Here is a 12,732-nt window from a genome sequence, read left to right as displayed (position 1 = left end):
CGCAAAGCTAGTATGAATCGTTGTGAACGGTCTGTACTGCGCGGCCTGATGGGTCAACACAGTTTTGGAACGACTCATCCCATTCAATCGCTTTCGCTGAAGAACACGCTACTGAAGGGCCGCCAGGAACACACTCTGCCGCAGATGGCAGCGGGAACAATTCTTCAAAGATTTCGCGGTATACATAACCTTCTTTTGTTGTTGGTGTGTTGTAAGGGAAACGGTATTGTGCTGTTTCCATTTGCTGGTCAGTCACTTTCTGTTCTGCTACTTCTTTCAATGTATCGATCCAGCTGTAGCCTACGCCATCAGAGAACTGCTCTTTTTGACGCCATGCGATCGATTCTGGTAGGTAGTGCTCGAAACACTCACGAAGAATGTGTTTCTCCATCTTGCCGTTGCCACACATCTTGTCGGCTGGGTTCAAGCGCATTGCTACATCAATGAACTCTTTATCTAGGAAAGGTACACGACCTTCTACACCCCAAGCCGCTAGTGATTTGTTAGCACGTGCGCAGTCAAACATGTTCAGAGCTAGAAGCTTGCGTACAGTCTCTTCGTGGAATTCTTGAGCGTTTGGTGCTTTGTGGAAGTACAAGTAACCACCAAAGATTTCATCGGCGCCTTCGCCAGACAGTACCATCTTGATGCCCATCGCTTTGATCTTACGACCCATTAGGAACATTGGTGTTGAAGCTCGAATCGTTGTTACATCATAAGTTTCAATGTGGTAAATCACATCACGAATCGCGTCCAAACCTTCTTGGATGGTGTACGTCATTTCGTGGTGAACCGTACCAATTTGGTCGGCAACTTCACGAGCCGCTTTCAGATCAGGGGCGCCTTCTAGACCAACAGCAAAAGAGTGCAATTGTGGCCACCAAGCTTCAGACTTCTCATCATCTTCAATACGCATCGCTGCAAAGCGTTTTGCTACCGCAGATGTAATAGAAGAATCTAGACCGCCTGAAAGAAGTACACCGTAAGGCACGTCAGTCATCAGTTGGCGCTTGACCGCTGCTTCTAGCGCTTCAGTCAATTCTTCTTTGCTAGTGCTGTTGCCTTGTACTGCTGCATACTCATTCCAGTCGCGGATGTAGTAGCGTTGAGGCTCTGCATCTGCACTGCCGTAGTGACAACCTGGAGGGAACTCGCTCACGGTCTTACATACTGGTACTAGCGCTTTCATTTCTGAAGCAACGTAGTAGTTGCCGTGCTCGTCGTAACCTTGGTAAAGCGGAATGATACCGATGTGGTCACGACCTACTAAGTATTCATCTTTTTCTTCATCGTAAAGTACGAATGCAAAAATACCGTTTAGTTCTTCAAGAAGGTCTGCGCCCATGTCTTGGTATAGCGCTAGGATAACTTCACAATCTGAATCGGTTTGGAACTCGTATTTGCCTTCGTAGCGAGCACGAATCTCTTTGTGGTTGTAGATTTCACCGTTTACAGCAAGGATGAGTTTTTTATCAGGGCTGTATAGTGGTTGCGCACCACTATTTAGGCCAACGATCGCTAGACGTTCATGCGCTAGAATTGCGCGCTCTGATGAGTAAATACCAGACCAGTCTGGACCGCGGTGACGAAGCTTTTTCGACATCTCAAGGGCGATAGGGCGCAATGCTGCTGCATCGCTCTTAATGTCTAAAATGCCAAATACTGAACACATACAACATCCTTTTTAAACTAAACAATTTTTAATCGGTATGGGTTCAATTTGCCATTCTGAGTAAAAAAAGCAACGTTTGATGATTAAAAAAATGATAAAAAGGCTTGATGATTAGATAGTGTTTAAAAATAACTTTAATTTGGTGAATGAGATCAAGGTTTGGTTTAAAAAATGCACAAAAAAGCCCTCTTATTAGAAGAGGGCTCAATAAAGCTGGTTGCGTTTTATGCTTATTTCATCGGTGTAAATTGAGGTTGAAGTTGCTCGCAAACATGACGCGCGAAACCACTACCAGCTTCGCTGTAGATGTTGAATGCGGCATCGACTCCCGTCTCTAATAAACCTTCTAGTTGATCTGGATACTCGGCAATCGCTGCAATCTGCCCTTTGTAGTTTCGGCTTTGAAGCTGTTCAAGTGCCGTTTGGTTACCTTGGTGATGTGGCATTGCCAGAAGCACCATTTTCACGTTAGCCGTATCCAAAATGCGTTCCCAGAAATCCGGGTCAGTTGCATCTCCCGAGATCACGTTACGACCTTCCGAGCGATGTTTATGCGCAGCTTCTTCACGAACCTCCACACCAAGTGAAATCTTACCGTATCGAGAACGCAGTTCATCGTATGCACCGGTACCAATTCTACCCATACCGAGGATCAGTACTTGGGCATGACCTGGGTTGATGAGCTGATCGCGTTGGTTCAGTTTCTCTGCTGCGGTTTCTTGCAGCCATTTACCTGAATGTTGGTAAATCTGATGGCCCAAACGGTTAAGTGGTGCTGAGATGATAAATGAGATAGAAACGGCAACGGCAATCGCTGCCAGCATGTCACTTGGCATCCATCCCATCTTATAAGCTAGACCACCAACAATCAGACCGAACTCACTGTAGTTGAAAAGTGATAGCGACGTCAGCAATGAAGTGCGCACACGGAACTTAAAGTGGTTGATGGTTAGGAAGTACAGCAGCCCCTTGATTGGCAATAACAAGATAAATAGTAGAGCTAGACCAACCCCCGTAAAGCTCAAGGATGCTGATAAACCGATATTGAGGAAGAAACAAACTAAGAATAGCTCTTTCATATTAAAGAGCGATTTTGATAGCTCGGACGCTTTGCGGTGGCCAGCTAGAAGCATGCCTAAAATCAGCGCGCCTAAATCTGGCTTCATGCCCACCAGTTCAAACAAGCCTGCGCCAACTACTAATGCGAAGAAAATGCCGAACAGCACCAGCATTTCCCCGTGGCCTACTTTATCCAACAATTTGTAGAACAGAGGTCGAGCGAGTGGTAGGGCAAACAATCCAATGGCGTACCACTCTGGAATTTTACCGGTTGAAGCAGTAAGGAATACTACGGCAAAGATATCCTGCATAACCAGAATACCGATTGCTAGTGTGCCGTAAGTCGCGTTCATTTCCCCTTTTTCTTGCAGCGTCTTAACCGCAAATACTGTGCTGGAGAAGGAGAGAGCGAAGGCGAGAAGCAGAATCTGGCTGTGATCCATCGTGGAGAGTGATGACAACCCTAGCAGTTTTAGACCAACGAGAACCAGCGCAAAGAAAAGGGTAGAAAGAATATTGTGCGCGGTAGCGCCGCCCCAAATTTCTTTAGAAAGCAGCGTTTTTACATCCAGCTTTAAACCAATGGTGAAAAGCAGCAAGGTCACACCAAGGTCAGCAAGCGTGACAATAACGTCATTACTTTGGTAGCCAAACGCGTGAAGGCCGAAACCAGCGAGTAGGAAACCGACCAAAGGGGGCAGGTTACATTTTAGAGCGATGAAGCCGGCGAGGAACGCCGTTGTAATTAGAATAATTTCCATACTGTTGAGCTATATTCCTGATATACAAAAACGGGCTGTGAAACCACAGCCCGAGATTGTAACTCAATTGGTTGTATAAACTTAGTCTTCTAGTAACTTTTGTAACAAAACTCCGTTCAACATAGCGCGTTTGATCATCGCAAACGCGCCCATCGTTGGTTGCTTATCAATGTGAGAGGCAACAATTGGAAGCTCGTTATGGAAAGTTTTCAGAGATTGGTTTTCCACATTGCGTTGAATTGCAGGAAACACAATTTCTTCAGCGGCAGTAATGTCACCGGCAATGACGATCTTTTGAGGGTTGAACAAGTTGATTGTAATCGCGATAGCTTTACCAAGTTGGTTACCTACGCGTACAAGGCTTTGCTTCGCCAGCTCGTCACCGTTCATCGCGTGCGTACAAACGTCATCAATGGTGATGTGCTCAAGTTGAGTCAGGCTTGATTCGTAGCCTTGAGCAATCAGTTTTTTAACGCGTTGTACGATGGCAGGGTTTGCTGCAACAGTTTCTAGACAGCCGAAGTTACCACACTGACATTGCTCGCCAAGTGGGTCAATTTGGATATGACCGATTTCACCTACGTTGCGGTTAAAGCCAAGGAATACCTGACCATTCACGATGATGCCCGCACCAGTACCACGGTGAACACTAACCAGAATCGAATCTTGGCAGTCTTGGCTCGCGCCAAAGTAGTGTTCAGCCAGTGCCATACCACGAACGTCGTTACCAACAAAACACGCTGTGTTGAACTTCTCGCGAATAATTTCGCCCAGCGCTAAGTTATCGATGTCGGTATTCGGCATGTATTCAACGACACCAGTGGTTGGGTTTACCAAACCAGGCAGCGTGATACCAATAGCGATAAGTTGGTCGATTTTGTCCTGGCAGCGATTCACAAAGTCTTTCAATAAATCAATCAAACCGGCGATCAAGTCAGCTTGGTTGGTGTAGTGAAGCTCGTGTTGGTCTTCTGCTAGTGCTGTGCCGCCTAGGTCATACAAGCAGAATTGCACGTAGTCACGACCTAATCGAACAGCGATAGAGTGGAAAGGTTTTACTTCAGTGGTCAGCGAGATAGCTCGACGACCACCGGTAGAAGCTTGTTGCGCGACTTCTTTGATTAAGCCGCGCTCTAAAAGTTGGCGGGTTATTTTGGTAACACTCGCTGGGGCGAGCTGACTAACATCCGCTACCTGAATACGGGAGATTGGACCTTGTTGGTCAATCAGCCTGTATACCGCAGCGCTGTTAAGCTGTTTTACTAAATCTACATTACCAATCTGTCCGCCATTCATGCTTAATTTTGCTCGTATTGTCCGTTAACAACCGTCGCTTTTACATTGAAGTCACGATCGAAAATAGTCAGGTTAGCTACCATTCCTTTTCGAACTCGGCCTAGTTGTTCCTCAACACCAATTGCGGTTGCTGGGTACAGTGTCGCCATTCGTAGAGCTTCGTCTAAAGCGATGCCTGCGTGCTCAACTGTGTTCTGAACTGCTTCGATCATAGTCAGAGCTGAGCCGCCTAGTGTGCCGTTTTCATCAACACACTTACCATCTCGGTAATATACTTTCTTACCGACAAAAATAAAGTGATCAATGTTAGCACCTGCTGGAGCTGTGGCATCCGTCACCAAAACAAGCTTTTCACCTTTGATTTTATGAGCAATTCGGATGTTTGCGTAGTCTACGTGGAAACCATCAGCAATGATGCCTGCATAAACTTCTGGTGTATCGTAAATAGCACCAACTACACCTGGTTCACGACCAACCATTGGTGTCATCGCGTTGAATAGGTGAGTCGCAAATGAGATACCTGCTTCAAAGCCTTGGCGTGCTTCTGCGTATGTTGCATTGGTGTGACCGATAGAAACCACAATGCCAGCTGCTTTCAAACGAGAGATGTGCTCAGGGTCATTTTGTTCTGGTGCAAGTGTAACTTTTGCGATGATGTCAGCGTTCGCGCAGATCAAGTCAATCATGCCGTCGTCAGAAGGGCGGATGAAGTCAACGCTGTGAATACCTTTTTTCGCTACGTTAAGGTACGGACCTTCAAGATGCAGACCTAGCGATTGATTTTGGTATTTGTTGTGGTACTCGCGAGCCGCTGAGATTGCAGCGCGCATGTCTTCGTCTGAAGAAGTGATAAGAGTTGGTAGGAAGCTTGTACAACCCGATTTTAGGTTAGCTTCGTGCATGATCTGCATTGTTTCTGGTGTGATTTCGTCGTTAAGCATCACACCGCCACAGCCGTTTAGCTGTAGGTCGATAAAACCAGGGCTTAGGTTAGCACCGTCCAGATCTTTAACTTCAATACCTTCTGGTAATTGAGTTACTGGCACAACTGATTGAATCTGGTCATTGTCGATGATGACAGCATGATCGGTAAGAACATCACTACCGGTATAGATTTTACAGTTACTTAGCGCGTACATAGTCAGCTAGTCCTTATAGATGAGAATTCATTTTCTGTTCCGTTATCTAACTGGTGACTCTGTGAGTCGGGCTGGTACTTAGTTTGTATCACTGAATTAGATAACGAGTCACATACAGCAAGTCGCGTTTTATCGATGTCATTATCAGAGTAACTAACTGAAAAATAATAAATGAATTAGTTTTTATGATTGTTTTCCAGAGCAAAGTTACTACGAATCATCTGTAGAGATACCAAAATAACACTGATTCTGTCTTGCATAAAGTACGAGAATCTTATCTCTAAAACGCCATTTTTTCGTATAATAAAATAAGTTTTATGATCTCGCTAGCAAAAACCTTCTGAATGACCAATTTCTGGTGATTATGATCACAAACAATGAGGTTTTAATTTGCGGAGCAAAATTAATATCATAAACTGGTAGCGACTAAATTGAACGACTGAAATAAGTTATTCAACAAAACATAAAATCCTATAGGGGGAACTTAAGGTGAATATTCTTGGATACGCGCAGAAGTTAGGTAAAGCTCTTATGCTTCCTATCGCAACGCTTCCAGTTGCAGCGCTTTTACTACGTTTGGGTCAGCCTGACCTTTTAGATATCGCGTTTATGGCATCTGCTGGTAACGCAATCTTTAGTCAACTACCACTACTATTCGGTCTAGGTATCGCGATCGGTCTTTCTAAAGACGGTCAAGGTGCTGCTGGTCTAGCTGGTGCAGTTGCTTACTTCGTTCTTACTGCAACAGCAGCAACAATCGATGCAAGCGTTAACATGTCATTCTTCGGCGGTATCATTGCTGGTATCATCGCTGGTCACTCTTACAACGCTTTCCACGCTACTCGTCTTCCTGAGTGGTTGGCATTCTTCTCTGGCAAACGTCTAGTACCAATCATGGCGGGTCTATTCTCGCTAGTTGCAGGTGCAATTGCTGGTGTTGTATGGCCAACAATCCAAGGTGGTCTTGACGCGCTAGCGCACGCAGTTTCTACTTCTGGTGCTATCGGTCAGTTCGTATACGGTACTCTTAACCGTGCACTTATCCCTGTAGGTCTACACCACGTACTAAACTCATACTTCTGGTTCGGTATGGGCACGTGTCAAGAAGTTCTAGTGTCTGGCGCAACTGCTGCTGGTCAAGCGCTTCCTGCTCTACAACAGCTTTGTGTTGACCCAGCTCTAGCTAAGACTCTTGTTGCTGGTCAAACTCACACATTCGAATTCGCTAACTCTGTAACTCCAGAAATCACAGCAACAGTTAAAGAAGTAACTGAAACTCTGAAATCTGGTGACCTACACCGCTTCTTCGGCGGCGATAAGAGCGCTGGTGTATTCATGAACGGTTTCTTCCCTGTAATGATGTTCGGTCTACCAGGTGCGGCACTTGCAATGTACCTAGCAGCACCAGTTGAGAAACGTAGCCAAGTTGGTGGCGCACTATTCTCAGTAGCATTCTGTTCATTCCTAACAGGTATCACTGAGCCTCTAGAGTTCATGTTCGTATTCCTAGCACCTGCTCTATACGCAATCCATGCTGTATTTACAGGTCTGTCTCTAGTACTTGCAAACATGCTTGGCACACTACACGGCTTTGGTTTCTCTGCAGGTCTAATCGACTTCGTACTGAACTACGGTCTAGCAACTAAGCCTCTAGTGCTTCTTGCTCTAGGTCTAAGCTTCGGTGCTCTATACTTCTTCACATTCAGCTTCGCAATCCGTGCTTTCAACCTGAAATCACCAGGTCGTGAAGATGACGACGAAGAAGCGTCTGCAGCTCCAGCTGGTGATGCAGCAAAAGGTGACCTAGCTCGTCAATACCTAAAAGCGCTAGGTGGTCACGATAACCTAACTTCAATCGACGCGTGTATCACTCGTCTACGTCTAACACTTAAAGACCGCTCTGTTGCTGACGAAGCTGTTCTTAAGAAACTAGGCGCGAAAGGTGTGGTTAAGCTTGGCGAAAACAACCTTCAAGTTATCCTTGGTCCTCTTGCAGAAATCGTTGCTGGTGAAATGAAAGCAATCGGTGCAGGTGAAGACCTATCAGATGTAAAACTTCCTTAATTACATCTTACTGACTCTCTATAAAGACCTCCCTCGGGAGGTCTTTTTTTGTTTGTGCGGATTTAATATGCTGCGCTTTCAAGCGAAGAAGAGAAATATTGTCGTTTTAACGACGGTTCTTGTTGTCTAATCGCTAAGAATTGTGGATCATTAGGAACAATGCACTCTGTAAACCGAGTAAGGCTACGGAGTACTGTTTTCTCTGACAATACTAATATTTTTGAGGTGCTATAGATGAGTGAAGCTGATGCTCGTCCATCAAACTTTATTCGCCAGATCATTGATAAAGATCTAGCGGATGGTAAACACACTAGCGTGCATACTCGATTCCCGCCGGAGCCGAATGGCTACCTGCACATCGGTCATGCTAAGTCTATCTGTTTGAACTTCGGTATTGCTCAGGACTACCAGGGCCAATGTAACTTACGTTTCGACGATACAAACCCTGAAAAAGAAGACATCGAATACGTTGAGTCTATCAAGAAAGATGTAAACTGGTTGGGCTTTGAGTGGGATGGTGAAGTATGTTACTCATCAAACTACTTCGACAAGCTTTACGAATATGCAATTGAATTGATTAATAAAGGCTTAGCGTACGTTGATGAGCTAAGTCCTGAGCAGATTCGTGAATACCGCGGTACGCTAACGGCTCCGGGTAAACCAAGCCCATACCGTGACCGTCCAGTAGAAGAAAACCTAGCGCTATTTGAAAAAATGCGTGCAGGTGAATTCGAAGAAGGCAAAGCGTGTCTACGTGCGAAGATCGACATGGGTTCTTCATTCATGGTAATGCGTGACCCAGTTATCTATCGTGTACGTTTTGCGACTCACCACCAGACTGGTGATAAGTGGTGCATTTACCCAATGTACGACTTCACACACTGTATCTCTGATGCGCTAGAGGGCATTACGCACTCTATCTGTACTCTAGAGTTCATGGATAACCGTCGTCTGTACGACTGGGTTCTAGACAACATCACGATTGATTGTCGTCCACACCAGTACGAATTCAGCCGCCTAAACCTTGAATACACAGTGATGTCTAAGCGTAAGCTAAACCAACTAGTGACTGAGAAATTGGTTGATGGTTGGGATGACCCACGTATGCCAACAGTCTCTGGTCTGCGTCGTCGTGGCTTCACATCCGCATCTATTCGTGAATTCTGTAAGCGTATTGGCGTAACGAAGCAAGAGAACATGATTGAGTTCGGTTCACTAGAATCTTGTATTCGTGATGATCTAAACGAAAACGCACCACGTGCGATGGCTGTTTTAGATCCAGTTAAGATCGTTATCGAGAACTTCGAAGAAGGCGCGGTAGAGACGCTGACTGTTGCTAACCATCCAAACAAACCTGAGATGGGTGAGCGTGAAGTGCCATTCACTCGTGAAGTTTGGATCGAGCGCGAAGACTTCCGTGAAGAAGCAAACAAGAAATACAAACGTCTTGTTCTAGGTAAAGAAGTACGTCTACGTGGCGCATATGTGATCAAGGCTGAGCGCATCGAGAAAGACGCGGAAGGCAACATCACAACAATCTTCTGTACTTACGATGCTGAAACGCTAGGTAAGAACCCAGCAGATGGCCGTAAAGTGAAAGGCGTAATTCACTGGGTATCAGCAGACAAAGCATTGCCTGCTGAAATCCGCATGTACGATCGTTTGTTCACAGTACCAAACCCAGCAGCTGCGGATGACTTTGCTGCGACAATCAACCCTGAATCACTAGTGGTTCTAAACGGTTTTGTTGAGCCAAGCCTAGCAACTGCAGAAGCGGAAACAGGTTACCAGTTTGAGCGTATGGGTTACTTCTGTGCAGATTCAAAAGATTCTTCAGCAGATAACCTAGTATTCAACCGTACGGTTGGTCTACGTGATACTTGGGCGAAAATCGAGAACCAATAATCTCTATTCTTCGCTAATAAAAATGCCAGCATCATTGCTGGCATTTTTTATGTCTTAATTTGGTTCAAATGTTGTCACTGAACCATTTCTAGAGTTATACCAATAGACAATCTCGGCATTGTCAGGGTTGCTGTTGTAACCTTGTTTGGTATAGATAAAGTAGCAGAGGGCTAGCTTTCTTTGAACTACGCCGTTTGCATCTTGAAACGTTAAATTTCTACGCTTTGTAATAAAGTCGACGGAATCTGATTCTGCTGCGTTACTTGAAAACGTATAGTCAGTATTAACTATCGCGGTAAACAGTTCATAACAACCTTGGTCTCCTTGGCCTATGTTATGGGGTTGTCCCATCGGCTCACCCTTGTTGATACCAAGTGGGTAGCCTACGTCATTCATGTCCAACATGTAATTGCCATTATTGTCCGTTGGACCATATCCTGGCATGTTGTTCATTCCTGCGGAGCCGCCGCCATTGATTTGCCATTTTGAATGTGCGTATTTAAGAGCGCTTTCAAAGGCTCCAAAAGTTTCCGCAATTTTTGCTTCGCGAGCATCGTCTTGTAAGTTTAAAAAACGTGGGGCCACAAATACGGCAAGTATCCCAAGAATAACAATGGCAATAATCAGCTCAAGTAGGGTAAAGCCTTTAGAATTCCTTTTCTTCATCGTTTTTCTCCATAAAAAAACGCCAGCCTTAGCTGACGTTTTACTATGTTTATGAGTAAAAAGAAATACTTCTTACTTTGTTGGCTTGTGCGCGTTTGGATTGTCTTTACAAGAACTGTCCGTGCATTTGCCGTATAGGTACAAGCTGTGGTTAGTCAACGTCACGTTGTACTTAGCTGCGATTTCTTTTTGACGCTGTTCAATCACATCGTCAGAGAATTCAATCACTTCACCACAGTCTAGACACACTAGGTGATCGTGGTGGTGTTGAGTAGACAGTTCAAATACTGACTTACCACCTTCGAAGTGGTGGCGAGTTACAATACCAGCATCATCGAACTGGTTTAGTACACGATAAACGGTTGCTAGACCGATCTCTTCACCTAGATCAATCAGCTTTTTGTACAAATCTTCAGCACTGATGTGCTGGCAGTCTGGCTGCTGAAGTACTTCTAGAATTTTTAGCCTTGGAAGGGTTACTTTTAAGCCCGCATCCTTCAGCGCCTGATTATTATCTGACATATACTTTCCCGTTGGATCATCTGCAGCGATTTAACAGAATTCAATATTCCTACCATTATAGGCGAAGCGTACTGAACATTAAACCACGAACTTCAAAGGGTTAATAGATTCTTTTTGTAAATTGGAAACAGGTCGATTATATTACAGATCAGACCAGTTACAAATTGATAACATTGGAACGCAAAGACTACGGATAGTTATGAATAAGCGACTTGCTAAGATATATAAACCGGGATTTGTGAAGTTTGCGCTCAATATTTGGCCGCCATTTTGGGGCGCAGGTATCAAAATCTTACATATTTCTGAAGATTTTCGAACGGTTAAAGTCCGCTTGAAGCTTCGCTGGTGGAACAAAAACGCCAATCGAACCCAATATGGTGGCAGCATTTTCTCGTTGACCGATCCGATCTATTCGCTGATGTTGATGGGTATTCTGCGTGAGGAATATTACGTCTGGGACAAAGAAGCCAGCATCAATTTCATTATACCTGGACAGAGTGATTTGTTTGCCGAGTTTGAAGTAACCGAAGGCATGTTAGACGATATTTACCAAATGACTCGTAATGGCGAAAAGTGCTTTCCGGAATTTATTACCCATGTGAAAGACAAAGACGGTAATGTTGTATCCGAAGTGCAGCGCAAGTTGTATGTGAGGAAGAAACCTCAATACAGAGAGGAAGAGGTAGCTACGGAAGCTTCTTGATAGCCAGATACAAAAAGACCTCCAACAGGAGGTCTTTTTTAACGAATGCGTTATTAGCCTTCAAGCTCAGCTAGGCACATCTCTTCGTAGATTTGCTTAACCCAGTTTTCAACGCGCTCGTCAGTCAATTCTGGTTGACGGTCTTCGTCGATACATAGACCAACAAACTGGCTATCATCACCTTCTACGAGTGCTTTAGACGCTTCGAACTCGTAACCTTCAGTTGAAGTGTGGCCCAAGATAGTGCCGCCTTTTGCTTCAACGATGTCACGTACTGTGCCCATTGCATCACAGAAGTACTCTGCGTAATCTTCTTGGTCACCACAACCGAAGATAGCAACAAGCTTCGTAGAGAAGTCTACTTGCTCAAGCTCTGGGAAGAAATCGTCCCAATCACATTGTGCTTCACCGTAGTACCAAGTTGGGATACCTAGAAGTAGAAGATCAAAGTTATCAATGTCTTCTTTGCTGCTTTTTGCGATGTCTTGAACGTGAACTAGTTGTTTACCTAGTTGCTTTTGAATCATCTTTGCAACGGCTTCAGTATTACCTGTGTCGCTACCGAAGAAGATACCTACACTTGCCATAGAGTCTATACCTTTACATTGTTTGTTACTGGCGATGGGGAGAGGGGCTTAACCTAGCCCTGTGCCTTCCCAGCTGAGCTGAATCAGGCCTTTAGCGATGAAACCAGCGCAGCCTAGGAAAAGAACCAACCATACAATACGACGACCAAAAACAGGTACATTGCCTTGCTTTAGTACATCTTTTATCGCCATCCCGATGAAAAAGAAGATAGCAGCAAAAAGAAGATCGAGCCCGATCGACTCGAGCATGTCCATATAGTCGTATAGCATTGTCGTCCTTCATGCCAAAAATTCTTGGGCGCACTATACCACTGTTAAACGGTAAAGTTAATGCACAACAAGAAGGGTTATTTCAATA

At 44.8% G+C, this 12,732-nt stretch carries 11 protein-coding genes; 3 read left to right on the top strand and 8 right to left on the bottom strand.

From position 1 onward, the window contains the following. Positions 1-7 precede the first annotated feature (7 nt). The 4 genes from asnB to nagA all read right to left on the bottom strand — a co-directional run bounded on the left by asnB (position 8) and on the right by nagA (position 5,927). Positions 8-1,672 carry an asparagine synthase B gene (gene asnB / locus A9237_RS04165; RefSeq protein WP_009707221.1) on the bottom strand — a complete coding sequence of 555 codons (1,665 nt, stop codon included), beginning with the start codon at positions 1,670-1,672 and terminating at the stop codon, positions 8-10. 230 nt (positions 1,673-1,902) lie between these two features. Beyond that, positions 1,903-3,492, bottom strand: a complete 1,590-nt coding sequence (locus A9237_RS04160) for a cation:proton antiporter family protein (RefSeq protein ID WP_009707220.1) — start codon at positions 3,490-3,492, stop codon at positions 1,903-1,905. Positions 3,493-3,573: 81 nt separating this feature from the next. Continuing rightward, positions 3,574-4,788, bottom strand: coding sequence for a DNA-binding transcriptional regulator NagC (gene nagC / locus A9237_RS04155; protein WP_005436955.1), 1,215 nt, complete (start codon positions 4,786-4,788; stop codon positions 3,574-3,576). Positions 4,789-4,790: 2 nt separating this feature from the next. After that, positions 4,791-5,927, bottom strand: a complete 1,137-nt coding sequence (gene nagA, locus A9237_RS04150) for an N-acetylglucosamine-6-phosphate deacetylase (RefSeq protein ID WP_009707219.1) — start codon at positions 5,925-5,927, stop codon at positions 4,791-4,793. 489 nt (positions 5,928-6,416) lie between these two features. Between nagA and nagE the strand changes: the two genes are divergently transcribed. Both nagE and glnS read left to right on the top strand, forming a co-directional pair. Continuing rightward, a complete protein-coding gene (gene nagE / locus A9237_RS04145; RefSeq protein WP_009707218.1) occupies positions 6,417-7,991 on the top strand; it encodes an N-acetylglucosamine-specific PTS transporter subunit IIBC in 1,575 nt (524 codons plus the stop codon). Between the two features lie 234 nt (positions 7,992-8,225). Further along, positions 8,226-9,896, top strand: a complete 1,671-nt coding sequence (gene glnS, locus A9237_RS04140) for a glutamine--tRNA ligase (protein WP_041054764.1) — start codon at positions 8,226-8,228, stop codon at positions 9,894-9,896. 54 nt (positions 9,897-9,950) lie between these two features. Here glnS and A9237_RS04135 read toward each other — a convergent pair whose 3' ends face one another. Next, entirely contained in the window at positions 9,951-10,562 is a 612-nt protein-coding gene (locus tag A9237_RS04135) for a type II secretion system protein (RefSeq protein WP_078607740.1), read from the bottom strand. A gap of 72 nt (positions 10,563-10,634) precedes the next feature. After that, complete coding sequence (fcrX, locus tag A9237_RS04130) at positions 10,635-11,084, bottom strand: ferric iron uptake transcriptional regulator FcrX (protein WP_005436964.1); 450 nt, start codon at positions 11,082-11,084, stop codon at positions 10,635-10,637. Positions 11,085-11,283: 199 nt separating this feature from the next. Here fcrX and A9237_RS04125 point away from each other — a divergent pair, with 199 nt between their 5' ends. Next, positions 11,284-11,787 (top strand): DUF4442 domain-containing protein, encoded by a 504-nt coding sequence (locus A9237_RS04125; protein WP_078607739.1) that lies wholly within the window; start codon positions 11,284-11,286, stop codon positions 11,785-11,787. A gap of 53 nt (positions 11,788-11,840) precedes the next feature. On the opposite strand, the gene fldA is transcribed toward A9237_RS04125, so the two are convergent. Both fldA and A9237_RS04115 read right to left on the bottom strand, forming a co-directional pair. Next, a complete protein-coding gene (fldA, locus tag A9237_RS04120) occupies positions 11,841-12,374 on the bottom strand; it encodes a flavodoxin FldA (protein WP_005436966.1) in 534 nt (177 codons plus the stop codon). A gap of 48 nt (positions 12,375-12,422) precedes the next feature. Beyond that, positions 12,423-12,644 carry a DUF2788 domain-containing protein gene (locus A9237_RS04115; protein ID WP_005446406.1) on the bottom strand — a complete coding sequence of 74 codons (222 nt, stop codon included), beginning with the start codon at positions 12,642-12,644 and terminating at the stop codon, positions 12,423-12,425. Positions 12,645-12,732 lie beyond the last annotated feature (88 nt).

Origin of the sequence: Vibrio owensii (genome assembly GCF_002021755.1) — a bacterium.
Taxonomy (GTDB): Bacteria; Pseudomonadota; Gammaproteobacteria; order Enterobacterales; family Vibrionaceae; genus Vibrio; species Vibrio owensii.
Note: the sequence above shows the minus strand (reverse complement) of the source record. Positions and strands in the feature narration are given on the sequence as shown.

What these genes read in the sequence shown, in the direction of transcription:
- A9237_RS04160 (WP_009707220.1), bottom strand. Translation starts at nt 3,492, where the DNA reads ATGGAAATTATTCTAATTACAACGGCGTTCCTCGCCGGCTTCATCGCT.
- glnS (WP_041054764.1), top strand. Translation starts at nt 8,226, where the DNA reads ATGAGTGAAGCTGATGCTCGTCCATCAAACTTTATTCGCCAGATCATT.
- nagA (WP_009707219.1), bottom strand. Translation starts at nt 5,927, where the DNA reads ATGTACGCGCTAAGTAACTGTAAAATCTATACCGGTAGTGATGTTCTT.
- A9237_RS04115 (WP_005446406.1), bottom strand. Translation starts at nt 12,644, where the DNA reads ATGCTATACGACTATATGGACATGCTCGAGTCGATCGGGCTCGATCTT.
- asnB (WP_009707221.1), bottom strand. Translation starts at nt 1,672, where the DNA reads ATGTGTTCAGTATTTGGCATTTTAGACATTAAGAGCGATGCAGCAGCA.
- nagC (WP_005436955.1), bottom strand. Translation starts at nt 4,788, where the DNA reads ATGAATGGCGGACAGATTGGTAATGTAGATTTAGTAAAACAGCTTAAC.
- fldA (WP_005436966.1), bottom strand. Translation starts at nt 12,374, where the DNA reads ATGGCAAGTGTAGGTATCTTCTTCGGTAGCGACACAGGTAATACTGAA.
- A9237_RS04125 (WP_078607739.1), top strand. Translation starts at nt 11,284, where the DNA reads ATGAATAAGCGACTTGCTAAGATATATAAACCGGGATTTGTGAAGTTT.
- A9237_RS04135 (WP_078607740.1), bottom strand. Translation starts at nt 10,562, where the DNA reads ATGAAGAAAAGGAATTCTAAAGGCTTTACCCTACTTGAGCTGATTATT.
- fcrX (WP_005436964.1), bottom strand. Translation starts at nt 11,084, where the DNA reads ATGTCAGATAATAATCAGGCGCTGAAGGATGCGGGCTTAAAAGTAACC.